Origin of the sequence: Sphingomonas immobilis (assembly GCF_030580995.1) — a bacterium.
Taxonomy (GTDB): Bacteria; Pseudomonadota; Alphaproteobacteria; order Sphingomonadales; family Sphingomonadaceae; genus Sphingomonas; species Sphingomonas immobilis.
The window spans coordinates 75100-93962 of sequence record NZ_JAUQSZ010000010.1; the positions used below are offsets into that span (position 1 = coordinate 75100).

The window sequence follows — 18863 nt, forward strand, 5'->3', positions numbered from 1 at the left end:
AGCAGCAAGAGTGCAAGCGCTCTTACAAGCTGCAGATCAAGCACCCCTCAGGCTCTTCCACCTCAACATCCGCACCGCCGAGCACCGCTGAGAGCGGCAGATTTTCACGTCGTGCCGCGCGCCGCGCGAGCGATGCCTCATGGTTCCGCTCGATCTGCGCCATACGCTCGGGCTGCTCTAGCTCGGCAAGCGATTCCCCGCCGCACCAAGTGAACTGTTTACTCACTGCGGCACTGCGAACTTCGTAGAGCTTCGCGCGCTCGAAATATTCGGGGTGCTTCCGCTTCATGCGGACCCATTCGATCTTCTGCTGGTAAAAGCAGAAGTAGCAGCCCGAACGCGACCGCCCCCAGTCCATGTATTTCGGCAAGCCGAGCCCACTTTCTTCCAGGATCCGGAAGATATCGGCGCGAACAAGCCCGTCTTCCTGAAACGGATATACCGCCGTGATATTGGGCTTGGTGCTGATATAGCCGACGCGGTTCTCATCGGCGCGCAGCCCTACATAATTGATGCAGGGATCCTCGCCGATATAGGCTTCGAACGGCTTCAGCTTGAGCATCTTGGTGCACCAGCGCCGGTGGTTAGACGGCAGCATGTCGCCATAGACCGCAAGCCAGTGTTCGAACGTGTCTTCAGGCGTCGTGCGCACGACGGGCCGGCCAAGCAGGCTTTCGAGCCGCGCCATGTAATCGTACGTCTCGGGAAGTTCGTGGCCGGTATCGTGGAAGATATACTCCATGTCGGGCACGCGGTCGCGCAGGTAGACGGCGAGCGCCGCGCTGTCCTTGCCCCCCGACAGACTGAGAATATGGCGTGTCATGCGCGGTCCTGTCGCTCCACGGGCGCGTCTGCCCCCTGCCCTGCCTGTTCGTGCATCACCTCAAGCGACAACAAGGCAGCGACCTTGTCCAGGCTGATATCAGCCTCCTTGGCCATCCGGGACAGGGAATGGAACACCGTCAGCTGCGCGCTGGTGAGATCATCGACATCGACGATCACCGACCGCTCGTGCCCATCGACCTTGGTCAGCGAAACGCGCACCGCGCTGCGCGCAGACTCCCCGTTTCCGAACGCAGCCGCCTCGACGCGGTTGAACTGGCCGGCGAGCTCGGCAAGCCGCGAGCGCCATAGGTCGACATCGTGCGCGAGCCACCGGCTCGGCGGCTTGCCGACCACTGCGCCCGCGAGTGCCTCCGTCCATGGGTCCTCCCCGAGCGCGCCGTCGGCGACGCGCAGGATGAAGGTTTTCAAGGCCGCTTCGCGCACGCGGAACCCGAGTGGCGCCGCGCGTTCGATCAGGTCCGCCCGGTCGCGCGCGTCGAGCGCGAAGAGCAGCTCCGAGCGCATCCGCTCCAGGAGCTTGGGGTAGCACGCGCGCAGCTCGGCGACCGCCGCATCAAGTGTCTCGACAAAAGCGCCAGCGCGGGCCGCGTCGGCACGCGTGTCCGCGCCAAACGGTTCCGCGCCGCACGCCGCCGGGAGTTCGCTGAATACGAGATCGATGGGGCTGCGCGTGTCCTTGAGCACCTTAAGAACGGCGCGCGCGGTATCGCCCAGCACCGGCGAATGCTGCACGTGGAACGGCAGATCGACCCCGAAGCGGATCAACGGATCGACCACGACGCGAATGCCGCTCGCGACGGGGGGCTGGTCAAGCAGAACCGCAAGTCGGCGGAAGACATCGGCGCGCACGCCTTCCAGCGATACCCATTGCAGCGCGAAGTGCTCCGGCCCCTTGAGGATGCGCATGAACGCTGCGCCATCCAGGCGCGTGCAATAGGTGCCACGCTCGAACAGTGCGACGCGGTGGCCGGCTGCAACCAAGGTCGTCGCGAGCAAGAGCGGGGCAAGGCCGCGGCGGACACCATAAGGCTTTGCCCGAACCAAAGCATACAGATCGCCCAGCGGAACTCGGCCATCAGCCGCGCTGAGCCGGGCCTCGATCGCATCCAGCGCGGGTCGCAAGCGCAGTGGGTCATCCTCGCTGCGCGGCGGCGCAATCGTCCAGGTGCCGTCGATCTCGCGGTGGATACGCCCGCGTCGAAGCAGCGACAGATACAGGGCGCGCTCGGGAGGATTCTTCTTCGGCGCGAACCCCAGTTCGGGATCGTGCGCATGAGCAAACATGCTCTCGATGAGACGCTGCCGGGCTCCCGCGCCGGCACTGGTGAGGGCGTGCCGGTTGACGAGCTCGTTCTCGACGAGCGGCGCTCGGTTGAAGACGGTATCGCACAGGGTTGAGATCGTGACGTGAATCGGCACCGTGAGCGCCTGCTCGCCACCGCTGCGAAACAGGAGAACAGGACGCGACGGCGCGTGCGCGCTCAAACCGACCGCCGCTTCGACCGCCGCGACGAGCCGTATCTCAAGATCGGCAATACCGCGATCGATCTCCGCTGCGGCAAAGGCGTCTTCCTGAAGGGCGCCGGCATTCGCGACCACCCAACGATGTCGCAGCAAATCGAGCATCATCGGCCCCAGCTCCGGCATGGCCGGCACCGGCACGACCAGCATGGTGCTCTGCTCGCCGGTTACCTCCGCGGCCCAGGCGCGCGCGATCCGCTGATCCTCGTCGTTGCCACAGATCACGGCGACAACGCCGCCATCGGCTTCACCGTGGTCCTCGAAGCCCGTCAGCGCGGACGCGTGCGTACACCGGACAGCGAAACGTCGACTGGTGCCCTTCGTGACGGAATGCCGGCGTGCGAGCACATGGCTGCGGATCGGCAGACCGCTCAGGTGGCGCGGCAGATCGCGCAGGACGTGCTGCGCATCGACCTCGCGGGCAGCATCCGCCCAGATTGCAGTCAGATCGACACGTCGACTGGTCCAGAGCCGGAGTTCGGTGCGGCCGGGCCGCCGGAACAGCAAGCCTCCCGTGACCAGCCGCGCAACCGCATCATCGATCGCCTCCGGGGTGAAAGCCGGCACGAGGGCCGCCCGCACGCTATCCGTGGTCGCGGAGAGGTCGAGAGCATCGACAAGATTGAGCATACCGATCGTCTTGAGCACGGCGGTCTCGACAGCGTCGGCCTCGCTCGCGCGGTCGAGCACGGCCGCGATCCGGTCCCACTCGCCGGAACTGGCACGCGAGGTCAGTCGGTGACCGAACGATGATGCCACGTAATCGAAGAAGTGCTGCACGCCGTAGAGGTCCGTCCCGACCGGCGTCGTGGCGGCAAAGGCACGCAGGCCGTTCGGCTCCTCGCTGGCGGCAAAGCCGAACAGCGACCGCTCGTTCTGGCCGTGACGCGCGAAGAAACGCGCCATGACCGGGAGCGCCGCCGGATGAACGGGCCAACACCCCACAGGCGTGGGTCCGGTGCGCGGGCCAAGCCATCCGAGAGCTCGTACCCGCTTGATCGCGTCGTCATGGGCCTTTCGGACTTTGCTACCGCTCGCGATTGGCGCGATCGCGAGTGCGGCCGAGAGCAAGGCGGCAGTGTGCGACAAGGGATGATCGAACACGAGCTCCTCGAAGCGCTCCGCGACCTTTTCCCATTCCCCGCGGCGTGCGGCGCGCCAATCCTCGGCATAGGACTGAAAGCCCTTGTGGAGGATTAGCACGACGCCGAGCGGTGCGTCACCCGAACGCGCAGCAGCTTCGGCCAGTGCCTGCAGGCGGAAGACGTCGAACCCGTGGGCATCGCTAGCGGCTTCGAGGAACTTGCCCATCTCGTCGATCACGAGCAGCAGCCCGTCAAAGGCGCCCGACGCCCGCAGCGCGTCGCGCAGCGCAATAATCGCGTCGAAAGGTTCCGCGCAGGCAAGGATTGCCTTCGCGGTCTTCGGCGCAAGCAAACCGGGGGTCACCGCGACATGTGCAAGCGCGGCCCGTACACCCTCGGTCAGGCCAACGCGCGATCCCGTGACGATCAGCGGGAACATGCGCGGCGCGCCACCGCCTATCTCGACCAGTCGCCGCATCGGCATCGCGGGGTCGCTGACCCGCGGGTCGAGCGCCTGGACCAAAGCCAGCGCGAGCGCGGACTTGCCGACACCGAAGTCTCCGATGATCCGCCATGCGCGTCGTGTTCCCTTGTCGCGCAGGCCCGCCAGGATTTCCGCCGCACCGCGCTCAAGCCAGGGCGTCAGCACCAGCGAGCGCGAGGCGCCGGGGTCCGCAGCATCGCGTTCCAAAGCAACAGAGCGATAGAACATGCCCGCGTTACCCAGCAGATCGGCGATCATACCTGTGGTCATGCGTAAATCTCCCGCAAGCGCGCGTCTGGATCGAGCGGTACCACAGCCGTGACGTTGCCAGCCTCACCGGAGGGGCGGTAGGACCACAGCTCGGTAGTGTGCTCGAGATGATCGCGCAGGTCCTCAGGATCGAGGCGCAGAGTGGCGCCGGGCGAACCCTCGCCATGGGCAAGATCGCGAAACGTCAACACGGATTCGCCAAGCCGGCGCGCTTTCCAGTAGCTGGCGACAGCAAAATCGACTACCGGCGCACCAACGTCGACGATCGGAACGCGCGCAAGTGTGAACACCGGCTCGATCCGCTCGACACCACCGCGCCGGCGTCCGGCACGCTGCACGAGTCCGAGATCCACCAGCGGCCCATCCAGCGCGTCCTCGGGTGAGGCGGCGCTGAGCGAACCCAAATAGCTGTGCAGGAAAACATCGGCGTGCTGCAGCAGGGTTACGTCCGAATGCTCATAGCCGAGCCGCTCGCCTTCAAGCCGCATTTCAGACAGCAACTCGGAGCGCGTGAAGTCGGCACGCATGCGCTTGAACAGGATGTGGCGCCACGCGAATAGCGGGGCTTCAACAGCGGTGCTCAACTGCCAGTGAAGCAACCATTGGGTTTCCACGCGTTCGATGAAGGGATCGAGGCCGTTCTCGCCAAACACCGTGTCGCCAAACGGAAGCAAGGCCCAGCGACCGCTCCGCGCCGACGCCACACCGAACGCCTCGAGCCAGAACCGGAGCGACCGCACCATATTCTTGCCTAGACCGAGCTCCAGGATGGCGCGCTCGTCATCCACGAGCGCTGCCGGATCGCGGGCGATCAGACGAACCGCCTTGGGCAACCAGGCAAAGCGACAAGCGAAGGTCTCGTGCCCCGAAAAACGCGGGCGGGCGGCAACGGCGTTCATGCATATCTCCGAGCAGGCAAGGTCAGAGTAAGCGCCGATGCGATCAGCGCACCTGCCTCCGCGACCTCTTCTGCAGAATTGAAACGGCCAAGGCCAATGCGGACGGCGCCGTCTCGCGCCCAATCGGGCATATCCATCGCTGAGAGCACGTGGGACGGCCCGGGCGCACCTGACTGACAGGCAGCGCCGGTCGAGACGGCAACCTTGCCCCAAAGGCGTGCCACGACCGCTTCACCGGGCAGATGCGGGGTGGAAATATGGAGGCTGCCGGCGAGACGCGCAGTGGGATCACCATTGATACGCAGATCCGGTACGGCGGCCGTCAGGTCTGCCTGCAGACGGTCGCGCAGGTATGCCAAGCGGGTTTCGTCCGCGTCTCGTTCGGCAACACGCAGATCGAGTGCATAGGCGAGCGCTACCGCCGCCGGCACGTCCGGGCTGCCGAACACATCGTGCGCAAGAGTTTCTGCATGCCCGCAAAGTGCACCGATAAGCGCGCCGCTACGCCGCGGGCCGTACAGCTTGGCACCGCTGACCACAATCAGATCGGCCTTCGCCAGGGCCGGCATTGCGAGACGCCCCGCAGCCTGGCTGGCGTCGACCAGATGCCGGGCACCGGCAGCTCTTACCACTGCACAGATGTGGGCGAGATCGGTGATCGTGCCGACCTCGTTATTGGCGGCCATCGTGCAGACGAGATCCACGCTATCCCGAAGCGCAGTCGCGAGCGCCTCGACCACCGGCGCGCCCTGGGCATCGACCGGAAGAATCGTCAGCTGCAGGCGGCCGCCGCGCTCAGCGTGGCGTAGCGCCGACAGCAGGGCCGGATGCTCGACAGCGGTCGCAGCGACGCGCGCGACGCGGCCGACGGTCCGCGCAATCGCGTCCTCGACCGCAAGCCAGAGTGCGGCAGACGCCCCGGGTGTGAACGTCACGACGTCCTCACGGCTCTCGATGGCTCGAAGGACAGCCTCTCCCGCTGCATCCAGTGCCTGCCGGGCCGCGACGCCCACTGCGTGCTCGGCACTATGAGCATTGCCGGGATTGTCGAGCATGGCGGCGCGGTGACGATCGGCAACACGTGGATCAACTGGCGTCGCAGCCAAATTATCGAGATAAATAGTCAAAATACGCCGGCCCCGAGATCGTGGGGACCACGCTACACGACGCAGATTCAGAGGTCATCAGTGGAATGTCCCGGTGCGGCGTATAATCGCGAGCATGTTGCAGAAACGCCCATTCCGCGCTGTATCCACCGGATGACGATGAACGCTCCCCGCAGTGAAGCGCCTTCTTCAGAGCCGCGGCGCCGCAATCCCGACTGGACACGCGACGAGACGATTCTGCTCATGGATCTTTATTTGAGCGCGCCGCGCGCCAGCAAGGCGCACCCTGAGGTTGCAGCGCTTTCGGCTTTGCTTCGGGCGGCCGCCCGACGGACAGGTCTGGTCGTATTGGCGTCGTTCCGTAATCCCGCGGGTATTGCCATGCGGCTTCGCAATTTCGGGCGGCACGATCCGCATGCGCCGCCTTCGCGCGATTCCGGTCTGCGTCCTGGCGGAGCTATTGACGCTGAAATCTGGGCGGCGTTCGGCGGAAATAACGCAGCGCTTGCCGCAGAGGTCAATCGGATTAGGCGAGGACTGAGGGCGGAAGATTGGCTGCCGCACCAGCGAAGTTCGCGCGGTCCTGCCCCGGTGATCGGAACCCGTAGGACAGTCTTCGCGGACGGACCTACAAGCGTCTATCTGTTACTCATTGACGGGCCGATTTCGGTTCTGGCGCCGAACATGTTGCCAGTGGACGGGGCATCGCTCGTCAAGATCGGCAGAACCAACGATCTCGATCGCCGCCTGTCGGAGCTGGCAAGTGGTCTGCCAAGACGCGCGGCCATTCACTACATTCCAATTGGCGTCAGAAATTTCAAATCTGGCGCGGACGCGCATTCCTTCGAGCGAACCTTACTCGACCAGTGTGATCAACGCGGCTGGTCGCTCGGCGGCGAGTTCGCATACGCGCCTCTAAAGATCGTGAAAAAGATGCTGCTCGGTAAGAGCTGAGCCGTCAAGCGTTACTCAATGCGCCATACCGGTGCCGCCCCAAGGCATTTGGTCGAGCCGTCGGCTCTCGCCCAATAGTCCCTGCTTCGCGTCGCGTTCGGCATCCACAAAATGCGCCAGCAGACCCTTGCGCATCGTTTCAACGAATTGACGCTGGTCGCGTTTGGTCGGGAATGCGTCGACCATCATCGCGAGAGTCGCAATCACCTGCAGCAGGCCGTCGATCGTCGGGAAAAAATCGATCGCGCCGGCACCCGGCCCCTCCTCCGGCATCGCATGGAGGCTGGTCAGCGCTCCCATGACGGCGGTGTAAGCGAGCGCCTGGCTCATCTTCATCTGCTCAAGCTGATCCTCGTTATAGCCCATCGTTTCATCTCCATGGCGTCGCCAAGCGACTCGCGGAAACGAAACATATCAGGAACACTTCGCTTGCGCGATGTTCTAATTTCGTTCTAGCCAGTGTGCCGCCGCCAATCGGGCGATTCGACAGTCATGGAGCTTAGGAATGCAGCACGATCTGCAACTGCGTGCGGCTGCGCGCGTGATTTACGACGCCTGCTACCCGAGCGAGGACTGGGCGCCAGTCGGGTTCGACGACGCCGAACGCTATGGGACGGTCCATTATCGCCAGGCGGTCGGCGCCGCGCAGCAGGCGCGTGCCGTACTGGTCGACCGGACCATCCAGCCCTCGCTGTTCGCGACGGACCCGGCGCTCGCCTGAAGCGCATGGATGCGATCGAACGGATCAATTGGTTGGCGCATCGATGGCCGATCAAGAAGCGGACCTTCCCCTACGGCCGGTGGACGTTCCACATCGGCGAGATCGATGGGGACCGCGTCTTTCAGACGGACAGCGCGGAGGAATACGACCGGTTGATGCAACAGCAACGGCCGATCTGCCTCGCCCGCTTCATCGCCGGGCAGAAGAGGCTGCATCCGGCTGTCGTGCTCGTGGTCGCCGATACGTACCGCCTTGGCCGCATCCCGCCGGAACTCTGGTGCGGATATGACGCGGTCCATCTCATCGACCTGCCACCTGTAACGCTGATATCGGCAAAGGCCCGCGCCATTTTTCCCGATTGGCCGCAGGCGATGATCCGCGTGGTGCGCCAGGACGGACTTGGCGCGCTCAACCTGAGCGCCGCGCCAGATGCCCGCGGTCCGCGCCTGCGCGCCGTCGCATAACGTGGGCCGATACGACCAGCATGGCGGCCAGGTGCCGACGACATTGTTCGAGGCCGCGGCCTTTCATCACACCATCAAGGCGCGGTGCCCGTCCTGCGAGCATGTGGCGATCTTTCATGCAGCCGCGCTCTGGTGGCTGTTCCAGCGCAAACATTGGTCGGATCATTTCGATTATGCGGGCGAGCGCATGAAATGCACAGGGTGCGGTCGACGCGGCATCCGGATCGTGGCGGTGCGCGAGTCTCCGACCGTTACACATCTCCCTCTGCCTGGCGATCACGAATGGAAACGCGCGGTGAGCCGGTTCCGCAGCTAGACGCTAGCCCTTCCATTTGCGGATGGCGGCCGCGTATTTGGCTTCGGCGCGGTCGAGCGCGGCCTGAGCTTTTTCACGCTCAGCTGCCTGCGCCTTTTCCAGCTCTGCGCGACGCCGGTCGAGCGCTGCCTGTTCCGCCTTCAGCGCGCGATCAGCTTCGGCATGCCGGTCCGCCAGTTCTGCGAAATCCGCTTCAGCAGCATCGACAGCGTCGTGCGATGGCCGCGGTTTGGGCTTTGCCGCGCGCCGCGATCGCGACTCAGGTTTGGCGACATCGGGCGCGTCGTCCGACCCCTTCTCAGATGCCGACTGCTTCGCAGGCAGCAGCGCCGCGATCTGCTCTGCAGTCGTTCCGCGCGACCGCTTGATGACCCTGCCGGGATTGTCGAGCGGTTCCTTGGTCAGCGCGGGATCTTCGACGATCTCGGCGATGCCGCGCGCGAACAGATTGTGCGACGAGCCCCAGGCTTCGAGCGCTGCCTTCTGGCTTGGCGCGGCGACATAGGCATCGTGGAAGCCGATCGGCGTCCGGTAGACCTTGAGTTTCTTGCTTGCTGCCATCGCCCTCAAACGATCGGCGCGGTCTTCCGCTTCACCCAGAGTTCGTCGGTGCGCTCCATCGCAATCAGCGCGTCGGGAAAGCAGCGCGCCTGAAAGGCCAAGGCATCGTCGTAGGAACCGTGCAGCCACTGATCCCATTCATCGGCGTGCAGCAGCACAGGCATTCGGTCATGCACCGGCCGGATCGCCTCGTTGCAATCGGTCATCACCCCCGAATAGACCGGTCCCCATTCCGCGCTCTCGCGCCACAATCCAGCCCAAGCGAAGATCGGCTGATCGGTAACCGAGAACCATGTGCGGGTCTTGGCGCCCTTCGGGCCTTCAGCTTCCGCGAACGCGGTGAGCGGGATCAGGCACCGCCATTGCGGCCTCGCCGCGAGCCCCTTCCACATTGGCTTGGCGAGATCGGCGATGTTGTTCACGGGCTTGGGCTTGGCGGTCGGCGCCATCGTCTTCAACCGCAAGGGAAAGCCCCAGGTCATCGACTGCAGGATGCGTTCGCCATCCGCCTCGCGCACGACGAGTCCGGGTGTTCCGGGATAGACCTCCTCGCCGGCGTTCGACGCGACCGGATTGCGCACGCGGAAATGCGCTGCAACTTCGGCTGCCGATTTGCGGACCGTGTAGAGATTGCACATCGCCGGTCAGCCTATCAGGCGACCTGCGCGAGTCCAGTCGGGTCGGGCGCCTCCGACTAGATCAGATCTATCTGTGTCGCCGCCGGCGGCGGATCGCCGCCGCGCCAGGGACTGTCGGTGTGGATCACCTCGATACGCGCCGCCGCGACGGGCCGCCGAAACTGGAACGCGATCACATCGTCGATCGCGCCGCGCAGCCAGCGCTCGATCTCGCCCTGTTCGAGCAGGACCGGCATGCGGTCGTTGTAGGGCATGACCGCGCTGTTCGCCTCCATCGTCATGCCGGCATAACACGGCCCGACATCGGGGATGTTCCGGCAAAATCCCGCCCACGCCATGACGGCCGTGTCGTTCAAGGAAAACCAGGTCCGCGTCTTCTTGCCGGCATCACCGTCGGGATTGGCGAAATGGGTGATCGGGATGATGCAGCGATAGCGCGGATCGACCACCATCTGCTCCCACATCGGATTGGTGAGATCGGCGACTAATCCGATGATGCCGGGATCCTCACCACGGACGCGCATTTCGCGCGTCAGCCGCGGGAACCCCCAGCGCATCGATCGCAGCCGCTTTCGGCCGCCAGCTTCGAACATGACAACGCCCTGATCGCCTTCGACGACACAGGACGGCGCGGCGACCGGCGCGGCGACCTCGGCACCAAGATAGGCCGCGGCGGCGTCGATCGACGTTCGAAGGCAGCGGAGCCGTGACACCTTACGGGACCACGCCGTGCGGACCGGGATCGACCATCAGGCGATCGAGCCGGGCGGCGATCTGCCGCCAGCGGTCGATGCCGCTTTGATCGTCCGCCCAAACGAGCGCGCCGATGCGCGCGGCTACGAACACCGGCGCGTCGGCGCCGTACATCGCGAGGACTTTCCTGGCCTCGGCCTGCCGTTCCGTCTCCGCGTCCACCGAACGACGCGATCAGTGCGGCCAGCGCACAGCGAAGCCGCGCGCGATCATGTAATCGCCGATATCGGTGCCGTTGACCGAGCAGCGCGCAACGGTGCGGCCATAGCGGTCGAGCGACGACCCGCCGCGCGGGCTCGCCGAAACGGCCTCGCAGCGTAGCGCGCGGCGATCGATCAGCGTGACGAGCGCGGCTTTCGAGGCGAACGGATCTCCCGGCGCGCAATCCCGCCCCGGCCGGCAATGGCCCGGCATTTCCGGCGCGTCGATCCGCGCCAGCCGCACGCGGGGACCATGGCTGCACTGGAGCGTGTCGCCATCGATCACATAAGGGCTATCGCAAACGAACATCCGTGCTCCGAATTCGGACCTGCTCTATCCGCCAAACCGATGCCCCCGAACAGCGCGATGTTGCGGCCAGGTCCACCACGGCATAGCATCGCTCCCGCCGAATGGCTCGGCCCCAAGGAAATGCCATGATCCGTATCGTCATGCTCGCCGTCGCAACGCTCGCTCTCTCCTCCACGCCCGCGCTTGCGGCCAAGCCGTGCAAGGATGCCAAGGGCAAGTTCATGAAATGCCCGGAGGCGGCCAAGCCCGTCGCCGGCGTCACCAAGGGCAAGGATGGCCGGTGCCGGACCGCCAAAGGCAAGTTCGCCAAATGCCCCTGATCCGCGGCTGACGGCGCGCGCACGGGCGTTCGCGACGCCCGGCGCGTAGCGAGGTCATCGTCGCGCGCGCGGTCATTCGATCACCGGCCCGCCACGCGTCCGCCCGAGCGTCCAGTTGACGCCGTCGCCGCGCAGGATGCCGGAGACAGGCTTGCCGATCTGCCGCTCGAGCACCGGCCGCCACGGCACGAGCGTGAAATCGCGCGACTGCTCGACCAATGCGAACCGGCCGCTGACGAGATCGACGCGGCGGCGCAATGCGCCCTCGATCCGGCTGCCCGGCATCGCCTCGGTGAAGGTCAATCCGGTTTCGTCCGCGAGCGCGCCTGCGACGCGCAACAGTTCCCGCCGCTGAAGCGTGGCGAGCAGGCCCGCTCGGTAGCGCGTCACGCCCTCGTCGACTTCGGCCAGATCCTGCGCGATCAGCCATTGCCGTCGGCGCTCCTGCGCGTCGCGCAGCGCGCTCCCGAAGCCGGCATCGCGCGCCGTCTCCGGCCAGTCTGCCACGAGACCGCGATCGAGCCAGGTCGCGGCATCGGCTTCGACGAGCGCGGCGAGCGGCCGGGTCGACAGGATTTCAACCGCCACAGGGCGGTCCTGCGCAAGCCGGGCCTCATAAGCCGCGACCCGGTCGAGATGGTCTTCGCCGATCGTCCAGAGACCCGCCGCATCGCGCGCCGCGCCACCGGTCAGGCGCCGTATCGCTTCGAGACGGCGGACATGGGTGCCCGCGAACGCCTCGGTCGCGCCCGGATCGACCTTTAAGTGCGCCTCAACATCGTAGCGTCCGCCATTGGCGGCGGCGACCGCCACGATCGTACGATCGACCTCGCGGATTTCAGCACGCACCGGAGTTATATGTACGATCGCACCCTGCGGAACCGCCTCGAGTTCGGCCCCCTTGCCGATCACGACATAATGCGTGCGGCCATCGGTCGCATCGACGAGCAGATAGTGACGGTCGGCATGTTCGTCGGCGAGGCCGCGCGCGACGATCTGGCCGAGAAGCGGAGCGGCGTTCGCGGCGGCGGGCCGGTAGATCGCCTGATCCGCCGGCGCACGGCTTAGCCCGGCGCGGCCGATCTCGCGCTGCATCGTGCGAATGATGTCGCCGCGCTCGCCAAGCCCCCGCAGCGTGTCCTCCATTCCTTCGCCGAGCTGCCACCGTGCGCCACCGACCGGCTCGGCAAGACCGAGCTGGCGGAGCTTGGCGAGACGCCCGGCGCGCAAGGCCTGAGCGAACGCATCGCCACCGGCCGCCGTGACGATCCGGTCTTCGCCCGCCTCGCGGAGCATCGCGCGGTCGAGCGAGGTCAGCCGTTCCTGCTCGACTTCGGTGCGCAGGCCGGCCTCGATATCGTGCGTCGTGCGCGGTCCGAGATCGAGCTCGACCAGTTCGCTCGCGCGCTCGCGCATGCCGGTGGTCAGATAGTCGCGCGCGATGATGAGATCGGCACCGAGATGGTCCTTGCCACGTACGACGATATGCGTGTGGGGATGGCCGGTATTGAAGTGATCGACCGCGACCCAGTCGAGCTTGGTGCCGAGATCCTCCTCGACCCGCGTCATCAGCCGGCGCGTGAGGGGTTTGAGATCGTCATATTCCGCGCCGTCTTCGGCCGAGACGATGAACCGGAACTGGTGGCGATCATCGGCACATCGCACGTGGAACGCCTTGCCGTCGGCGACATCGGTTTCGGCGCCGTAGAGCGCGCCGGGTGCGCCCTCGCGCGTCGCGCCGTCGCGTTGCAAATAGCGAAGGTGCGCGACTGCGCCCGACGCGCCCTTGCCTGCCAGCCTGACGAGGCTCGCCTTCACGACGACGCGCCGCGCCGAATACGCGCTGCGAGAACCACGCGCGGCGAGCACGCGACCGACGCCCGCGCCGCGACCGATCCGGCTGCCGGTGAAGCCGCTCTTTCGGCTTCCAAAACCGAGCGCGCCGCCGCCCGCGAGATTGGCAGCCGCGAGCACGCGGCCGAGATATTTGCGCGCCCGCTTGCCGCCGCCGCTGCGCATGCGTCCGAGACGCGGTTCGAACTCGTTTTCTTCGGCCATCGCCAGCACGTTCCCGTGAATTGCTGCGCAGCATTGCGCGCCAGAGGTGCAGTGAAAACCGGTGCCAAAAAACCCACGCAGGATCGGCCACTTAGCGCCCGCACGGCACCGGTCGGCAAGGACCAGTGCCGCCCTATTTTCGAGAAAATGATGTGCAGACAAGGACATGCGAGACCGGGGGTGTCGCAGCTTTATCTTGCCTTACGCGCCTTACCCTTCGCTGACCGCCTGCCGATCCTTGCCGTTGTCTCTCCATCCCCCTGCCCCGCAACCATCGAGGTCAAAAGAAGCCGGGACACGGGTGCCGTCATCCGACACCGTGCCCCGGCCCTGTGCGACCTTCGATCAGTGCAATGTCGCGTACGCCTTCCGAGCCGCAGTTGCTTTCGCGAACCCGCGCCGCCCGATCATGCCGTGTGCGTTGCCATCGCCATCGACGATGCACACCGCGACGAACCACCGCCCATCGAGCCGCCCGATCACCGCGACCCGATCGAGCTCGAAATCCTCCTCTTCGAGCGCTTCGTAGCTGCCGAGCCAGCGCTCCTGAACCCGTGCATCCCAGACGAAATCGCTCTCTTCCGCCGCCAGAAACCGTTCCGCCAACGCCCGCCCCGCGCCCTGCCCGAACTCCAGTTCGAGACCCGCCACGAGCGTCGCCATCACGCGATCCGCACCATCGGAAACCGGTTGAAACATGTCCATGAGAACCTCCTGTCGATTGACGCCTTCCTCATCGAAGACATGCTCTCGACGGCGGTTGCCGGCGTGCCTGTCAGGGCTGCCGGAGCGAAGCGCAGGCACCGCGAAGCGGCGGCGGAGGAACCGATTTTGTCACGGGAAAACAAACAAAGCGCGTGCGCAGCACGCACACTATCCGTGGCAAAATTGGAGGGGCCGCCGGCCTTGCACAGGCGCGCCGGCAGCCGCCATGCTCGGAAGATCCGAGACGAGCCCTCCCCCACCCGCGTGTCGCGATGCCCTCGCCCGCGCCCTGATGACTCTGTCCGGCTAGGTGTCAGGGCAGATGGCGGACCGCGAACAATCCGTCCGCTGCAGCCGGTTTCGTCTCTTGCGGAGCGGGCGGCGCGAGCGTGGCCAAAGCGACGAACAGGCCTGGTTTCGGCACGTCTGGCGCAGGCGGTCGATCCGTTCGCGACCTGCCGGTGACGCTTTGGAGATACGCGATCGTCTCGTTCGGGAGGCGCGCGCGACCTGCCAGATAGTCCTGATAGCGCCCCGGGCCGGCATTATAGGCCGCGAACAGGCCCGGATAGCCGAACCGGTCATACATCAGCCGCAGATAGCAGGTGCCAGCGAGGATATTGTCGCGCGGGTCGAACGGATTGGCGCCGAGCCCCAGCTGACGGCGCATGTCGGTCCAGGTGGCGGGCATCAGCTGCATCAGTCCCATCGCGCCCGCCCGACTGATGATCGCCCGCCCGTTCAGCGTCGATCGACCCGCGCTTTCGGCCTGCATGACCTGCTCGATCCAGGCGACCGGCACGCCGAACCGCTGCGCGGCTTCGGTCACGAACGGCCGCCAGTCGGCAACCGTTTCCGCCTGCGCAGGCGCCGCCACCAGAACGATCGACAACGCCGCACACCGCGTCACCGCACCCATAAGGGCGTCGCCTTGCCGAGCACATCCTGAGGCGCGGTCGGCCCGAAATACCGTCCGTCGAACGAGTCGGCGCGGGTGGTCATCAGCAACAGGACGGTATCGCCGCGCAAGGTCTGGCAGCCGCGCCACCACGGCAACGCCCGCCCTGAACGATCGTGCGTCAGTCTCGTCGCGACCACCGCTTGATTGACCCGAATCTCCGGCCCGGTCGCGCAAACCACGTCGCCCGATACCGCCGCGACACGCTTCACGAGCGGGACGTTTGCGGGGATATAATGCCGGCGCGCGGCGAGATCGCGAACGTCCTTCGGCACCCGCGCGATGACCATCTCGCCGCGCATGATCGGGGCGCCGGGCGCGACCGCATAGAGGCCGAGCGGAGCGCTGGCACTCGCATTCCAGACGAGGCGCGGCAACGGCGGTGCCGCGATGGTGGCGCCGACACACGCACAGCCAAAGGCAATGAAGAGGCTTCGCCGCATCAGCATCGCGCGGCGACGGCGGGCGGCTCGCAAAGCGGCGCCCCAGGCGAACAGCGGCAGGTCGCGGCGCTCAACCATGGTCGCGCTCCTTCTTGTGGGCGTTCGACCAGGCCTCGATGTCGTCGATATGATAATACCAGGCTCGCCCGTGCAGGCGACAGTCGGGGCCACGGCCTTCGAGCCGCATGCTCTTGAGGCTGCTGGCGGCGAGGCCGAGATGGAAAGCGGCCTGTTTGGTGGTGAGGAACGGGCTGGTCTGGCGCGCCTTTTCAGCGCGCGCGCCGGCATCGCTGCCGGGCGCTCCGGCAGGGTCGAGAGGATCGTCCATGGTGTCGTGTCCGTTTCGCATGCGCGGACGCCGGATTGCGCCGCAGCGGACACGCAAATGAACGCAGTGGACCGCGCCCGGCAGGGTCGAAAACGCATCTATGCGGATTCGACCCGGTGCTGCGGCTTCACGCCGGAACCGCGCCCCGGCGAACCGGGACGCGGCGCCGCCCGGCCCGGTCAGTCGGCCGGGTTCCAAATGATGGCGAAGGCGTCGTCATCGTCCTGGCCGGCGGCACGGCCGAGATTGGCGTAGAGGCGTCGGGGTCCGAACTCGGGCGCTGCCAGCGAGAGCGAGACATAGTCCTTGCCGGACATCTCGCCGCGCCGGATCCAGCCGGCGCCGACCTCGGCACCGCCGGCCACGACGCGGTAATCGGGCTGGCTGTCATTGGCCTTGTGGCCGTTGGGCAGGATCGCGACTTCGGTGCGGATCGAGAGCGTCTTGAGCTCGCCCTTGAAGCCTTGACCTTCGCGGGTGACGTATCCGATTGCGGGCATTGCAGGTCTCCTTTTGATGTTCGTCCGAAGGGTTTTCCGGGCGATGGGCAGACCAGAGGAACGGTCGTGCGGGCGACCGAACCGCCAGGCCGCAGCAACGCGGAGGACCGGAGCAGCGAGCTGATTTGAAAGCGCAAGCGGCCGCGAGGAGCCCGTGGCACACGGGCGGGGAAATCAGTGCAGCGGCGATGGTTTCGGTCAAGCCTGCCACCGTTCCAGGTCATAGCCCAAGGAGCTGGAACACCCCGGCTCGGACGATCCGCAGGATACCGTTCCCGCAGTGGATCGTCTTTCGCGAAAGCGAGCCAGCGCGAGCGCGGACGCGCTCGCGACCGCACCTTTCGCGCCCCTTGCCCGGTCCGGGAAGGTCCAAGGAAGTCGCGCGCGCCGGAAAGGGTCGTTACGCAGGACGAACCGCTGGCACGGGTCCGAGCATATGCGGCTGGGAAAGCCCGGAATCGCTTCCGCGCGCGACGCCGGGAGACGCACGGTGCCCGACTATCGCTTACGCAGACTCAGAGGAGACGGCGTGCCTTTCGACGGCATCGCCTTCACCAGCGCGAGCGATAAGGCCACCATCGCCGAGGCCATTCGGATCGATCATGCCGACTATGTCGAGGTCTGGCGCGATGACAGGATCGTGTCGCGCGTCGCGCCCGCGAAAATACGAAACCGGCCTTCCGCGTCCTGAAAACCGCCCGACTTCACGGCCGGCCCGGGCGACGATGCGCGCGATCTTGCGATGCATCCGACGCCTTCAGGGCATCCGCGACCGCGCCGGACCGGTCCGGCGGCCCAGCGTTTCCGGTCAGGACATTGGCGCTGGTGCAGGTTCGCTTGGCTTTGGTATGAGAGCGTCGAATGGCGGTTCGTGATGAAGTCCTAGCGCTGATCGAGCGCCTCTCGCCATCGCCGATCTGTGACGATTGCGTTGCCGAAAAGCTCAATCTGCCGACGCGGCAGCAGGCCAGCTATCGCACACGCTTGCTTGCGGGGTCCAAGGGCATCGAGCGACGCCGCGATATCTGCTCGATCTGTTACGGCGAGAAACTGGTCTCTCGGCAGGTCTGACCCGAGAGCGGGTCAGACCTCGGCGATCATCGCGATCGAGACCTTGAGCCCGGGGGCACGAACCGGCAGCTTGGCGCCCTGCCGGGCGGGTGGATCGACCGGAAACCATTTCACCCATTCGGCATTCATGCCGGCGAAATCGTCCTCGTCGGCAAGGATGACCGTCGCGCTGACCGCTTTGTCGAGGCTGGATCCGGCGGCCTTCAGAATGGCCGCGATATTGGTCAGGGCCTGCGCCGTCTGCGCCTGGATGGTATCGCCGGTGATCGCTCCGGTCGTCGGATCATAGCCCGCGGTTCCGGACACGAAGATCAGCCCGGCACAGGAAACGGCATGGCTGTAATACGGCGACGGTGCGGGAAGATCGTCGCTGGCGATGATCGTGCGCGGCATGAAAAACCTCCTGACCTCGGACCTTTTCGCGCATGCACCATCCCGGCGCCGACGTGCCGCGTCAATACCATGTCGAAGGGCCCGGCCGCGCCCCGAGCAGCAATCCGGCGCGCGAAAAAGGTGGCCGAACTAGCGAACGTTGAGCCCGAGCTCGCCAAGCAGCTGACCGGCCTGGTCGCGCGAAATCGTGGCACCGCGAAACTGCGCAGCATCGACGAGCCGCAGGCCGCCAAGATCGGCGCCGCGCAGGTCGGCTCCGTCGAACCGGCACCCTGTCATATTGGCATCGCGCAGGCTGCAGGTCTCGAAATCGACACCGCGAAAATCGCATTTGCGCAGATCGGCCGAGCTGAGATCGACCTTGACGAGTGTTTGTTTGAGGAAGGAGAAACCCGGCAGCTTGGCGTTGATCAGCAGGGTTTCCGCAAAGCGGATATCCATGGCGCGTGCGTCGCTGAAATCGGCACCGGTAAGCTTGCTGGCGCTGAACGCAGCGGACGACAGGATCGTGCGGCGGAACACGGCGTTGTTGAAATCGCTCGCAGCGATCACCGCATCTGTGAGGTCGGCGCCGGTGAAATTCACGAACGCCCCCCGGCACGCTCGCCACGTCGAACGGTCGAGCCGAGCGCCGGAGAAGTCGGCGCGCCGCACATTGCAGCCCTCGAAGATCCAGCCCGAGAGGTGGAGCGCTGCGAGCTCTGCCCCCTCCAGGTCACAGCCGATCAGGTGGCCTGGCGGCCCCTGCGCGAGGCTTTCCAAATCGGCGCGGCAAAGTGTCGCGTCGCGATACTCTGGTGCTGCGTCCGCGCTCATGCTGGCCCGCTACCGGCGGCGCGGCAGCGATCCGAGCAATATTTGACCTGATCCCAGTCGCGCTGCCATTTCTTGCGCCACGCGAACGGGCGACGGCAGCTCGCGCAGATCTTCTCGGGAAGATGGGGTTTGTGATGAGCCAT

Annotated in this window: 26 protein-coding genes; 7 read left to right on the forward strand and 19 right to left on the reverse strand. The window is 65.9% G+C overall.

The window, feature by feature from the left end:
- Positions 1-22 precede the first annotated feature (22 nt).
- From Q5H94_RS14545 to Q5H94_RS14560, 4 genes are read right to left on the reverse strand one after another with little or no spacing between them, the layout of a single operon-like run.
- A complete protein-coding gene (locus Q5H94_RS14545) occupies positions 23-823 on the reverse strand; it encodes a phosphoadenosine phosphosulfate reductase family protein (RefSeq protein WP_304562009.1) in 801 nt (266 codons plus the stop codon).
- Positions 820-4206: a hypothetical protein gene (locus Q5H94_RS14550; RefSeq protein ID WP_304562010.1), complete on the reverse strand. Its 3387-nt coding sequence runs from the start codon at positions 4204-4206 to the stop codon at positions 820-822. The genes Q5H94_RS14545 and Q5H94_RS14550 overlap by 4 nt, the downstream gene beginning before the upstream one ends.
- Complete coding sequence (locus Q5H94_RS14555) at positions 4203-5105, reverse strand: DUF4007 family protein (RefSeq protein WP_304562011.1); 903 nt, start codon at positions 5103-5105, stop codon at positions 4203-4205. Before Q5H94_RS14555 ends, Q5H94_RS14550 begins: the two co-directional genes overlap by 4 nt.
- Positions 5102-6232 (reverse strand): cysteine desulfurase family protein, encoded by a 1131-nt coding sequence (locus Q5H94_RS14560; RefSeq protein ID WP_341850112.1) that lies wholly within the window; start codon positions 6230-6232, stop codon positions 5102-5104. Before Q5H94_RS14560 ends, Q5H94_RS14555 begins: the two co-directional genes overlap by 4 nt.
- Between Q5H94_RS14560 and Q5H94_RS14565 the strand changes: the two genes are divergently transcribed.
- Positions 6134-7165, forward strand: coding sequence for a GIY-YIG nuclease family protein (locus Q5H94_RS14565; protein ID WP_304562124.1), 1032 nt, complete (start codon positions 6134-6136; stop codon positions 7163-7165). The genes Q5H94_RS14560 and Q5H94_RS14565 overlap by 99 nt on opposite strands.
- 15 nt (positions 7166-7180) lie before the next feature.
- On the opposite strand, the gene Q5H94_RS14570 is transcribed toward Q5H94_RS14565, so the two are convergent.
- Positions 7181-7531 (reverse strand): hypothetical protein, encoded by a 351-nt coding sequence (locus tag Q5H94_RS14570; protein WP_304562012.1) that lies wholly within the window; start codon positions 7529-7531, stop codon positions 7181-7183.
- A gap of 139 nt (positions 7532-7670) precedes the next feature.
- Between Q5H94_RS14570 and Q5H94_RS14575 the strand changes: the two genes are divergently transcribed.
- Genes Q5H94_RS14575 through Q5H94_RS14585 form a run of 3 tightly spaced genes read left to right on the forward strand, consistent with a single transcriptional unit; the run spans position 7671 to position 8666 of the window.
- The gene (locus Q5H94_RS14575) at positions 7671-7886 is read left to right on the forward strand and encodes a hypothetical protein (RefSeq protein ID WP_304562013.1); all 216 of its coding nucleotides are present in this window, start codon (positions 7671-7673) and stop codon (positions 7884-7886) included.
- A gap of 5 nt (positions 7887-7891) precedes the next feature.
- Entirely contained in the window at positions 7892-8350 is a 459-nt protein-coding gene (locus Q5H94_RS14580; protein ID WP_304562014.1) for a hypothetical protein, read from the forward strand.
- On the forward strand, positions 8316-8666 hold the full coding sequence (locus Q5H94_RS14585; protein ID WP_304562015.1) for a hypothetical protein: 351 nt from the start codon (positions 8316-8318) through the stop codon (positions 8664-8666). Before Q5H94_RS14580 ends, Q5H94_RS14585 begins: the two co-directional genes overlap by 35 nt.
- A 3-nt stretch (positions 8667-8669) precedes the next feature.
- Here the strand turns inward: Q5H94_RS14585 and Q5H94_RS14590 are convergent, their stop codons facing one another.
- Genes Q5H94_RS14590 through Q5H94_RS14610 form a run of 5 tightly spaced genes read right to left on the reverse strand, consistent with a single transcriptional unit; the run spans position 8670 to position 11128 of the window.
- On the reverse strand, positions 8670-9227 hold the full coding sequence (locus tag Q5H94_RS14590) for an HlyD family secretion protein (RefSeq protein ID WP_304562123.1): 558 nt from the start codon (positions 9225-9227) through the stop codon (positions 8670-8672).
- Positions 9228-9232: 5 nt separating this feature from the next.
- On the reverse strand, positions 9233-9865 hold the full coding sequence (locus Q5H94_RS14595; RefSeq protein WP_304562016.1) for an SOS response-associated peptidase: 633 nt from the start codon (positions 9863-9865) through the stop codon (positions 9233-9235).
- Positions 9866-9921: 56 nt separating this feature from the next.
- A complete protein-coding gene (locus Q5H94_RS14600; protein ID WP_304562017.1) occupies positions 9922-10578 on the reverse strand; it encodes an SOS response-associated peptidase family protein in 657 nt (218 codons plus the stop codon).
- 1 nt (position 10579) lies between these two features.
- Positions 10580-10780, reverse strand: coding sequence for a hypothetical protein (locus Q5H94_RS14605; protein WP_304562018.1), 201 nt, complete (start codon positions 10778-10780; stop codon positions 10580-10582).
- Between the two features lie 12 nt (positions 10781-10792).
- Positions 10793-11128 carry a thermonuclease family protein gene (locus Q5H94_RS14610; protein WP_304562019.1) on the reverse strand — a complete coding sequence of 112 codons (336 nt, stop codon included), beginning with the start codon at positions 11126-11128 and terminating at the stop codon, positions 10793-10795.
- 125 nt (positions 11129-11253) lie between these two features.
- Between Q5H94_RS14610 and Q5H94_RS14615 the strand changes: the two genes are divergently transcribed.
- Positions 11254-11448, forward strand: coding sequence for a hypothetical protein (locus tag Q5H94_RS14615; protein WP_304562020.1), 195 nt, complete (start codon positions 11254-11256; stop codon positions 11446-11448).
- Positions 11449-11520: 72 nt separating this feature from the next.
- On the opposite strand, the gene rlxS is transcribed toward Q5H94_RS14615, so the two are convergent.
- The 6 genes from rlxS to Q5H94_RS14645 form a co-directional block, all read right to left on the reverse strand.
- Entirely contained in the window at positions 11521-13506 is a 1986-nt protein-coding gene (rlxS, locus tag Q5H94_RS14620) for a relaxase/mobilization nuclease RlxS (protein ID WP_304562021.1), read from the reverse strand.
- Positions 13507-13851: 345 nt separating this feature from the next.
- Positions 13852-14211 carry a hypothetical protein gene (locus tag Q5H94_RS14625; protein WP_304562022.1) on the reverse strand — a complete coding sequence of 120 codons (360 nt, stop codon included), beginning with the start codon at positions 14209-14211 and terminating at the stop codon, positions 13852-13854.
- A 313-nt stretch (positions 14212-14524) separates the two neighbouring features.
- Positions 14525-15130, reverse strand: a complete 606-nt coding sequence (locus tag Q5H94_RS14630) for a lytic transglycosylase domain-containing protein (RefSeq protein ID WP_304562023.1) — start codon at positions 15128-15130, stop codon at positions 14525-14527.
- The gene (locus Q5H94_RS14635; RefSeq protein WP_304562024.1) at positions 15118-15690 is read right to left on the reverse strand and encodes a S26 family signal peptidase; all 573 of its coding nucleotides are present in this window, start codon (positions 15688-15690) and stop codon (positions 15118-15120) included. Before Q5H94_RS14635 ends, Q5H94_RS14630 begins: the two co-directional genes overlap by 13 nt.
- Positions 15683-15940 carry a helix-turn-helix transcriptional regulator gene (locus Q5H94_RS14640; protein WP_304562025.1) on the reverse strand — a complete coding sequence of 86 codons (258 nt, stop codon included), beginning with the start codon at positions 15938-15940 and terminating at the stop codon, positions 15683-15685. The genes Q5H94_RS14635 and Q5H94_RS14640 overlap by 8 nt, the downstream gene beginning before the upstream one ends.
- A 179-nt stretch (positions 15941-16119) precedes the next feature.
- Positions 16120-16440 carry a DUF736 domain-containing protein gene (locus Q5H94_RS14645; RefSeq protein WP_304562026.1) on the reverse strand — a complete coding sequence of 107 codons (321 nt, stop codon included), beginning with the start codon at positions 16438-16440 and terminating at the stop codon, positions 16120-16122.
- A 490-nt stretch (positions 16441-16930) separates the two neighbouring features.
- On the opposite strand from Q5H94_RS14645, the gene Q5H94_RS14650 reads away from it, so the two are divergent.
- Positions 16931-17131, forward strand: coding sequence for a hypothetical protein (locus tag Q5H94_RS14650; protein WP_304562027.1), 201 nt, complete (start codon positions 16931-16933; stop codon positions 17129-17131).
- 170 nt (positions 17132-17301) lie between these two features.
- A complete protein-coding gene (locus Q5H94_RS14655) occupies positions 17302-17511 on the forward strand; it encodes a hypothetical protein (RefSeq protein WP_304562028.1) in 210 nt (69 codons plus the stop codon).
- 12 nt (positions 17512-17523) lie between these two features.
- Here the strand turns inward: Q5H94_RS14655 and Q5H94_RS14660 are convergent, their stop codons facing one another.
- The 3 genes from Q5H94_RS14660 to Q5H94_RS14670 all read right to left on the reverse strand — a co-directional run bounded on the left by Q5H94_RS14660 (position 17524) and on the right by Q5H94_RS14670 (position 18863).
- Positions 17524-17904 (reverse strand): RidA family protein, encoded by a 381-nt coding sequence (locus Q5H94_RS14660; protein ID WP_304562029.1) that lies wholly within the window; start codon positions 17902-17904, stop codon positions 17524-17526.
- Between the two features lie 129 nt (positions 17905-18033).
- Positions 18034-18720, reverse strand: coding sequence for a pentapeptide repeat-containing protein (locus tag Q5H94_RS14665; RefSeq protein ID WP_304562030.1), 687 nt, complete (start codon positions 18718-18720; stop codon positions 18034-18036).
- A complete protein-coding gene (locus tag Q5H94_RS14670) occupies positions 18717-18863 on the reverse strand; it encodes a DUF2256 domain-containing protein (protein WP_304562031.1) in 147 nt (48 codons plus the stop codon). The genes Q5H94_RS14665 and Q5H94_RS14670 overlap by 4 nt, the downstream gene beginning before the upstream one ends.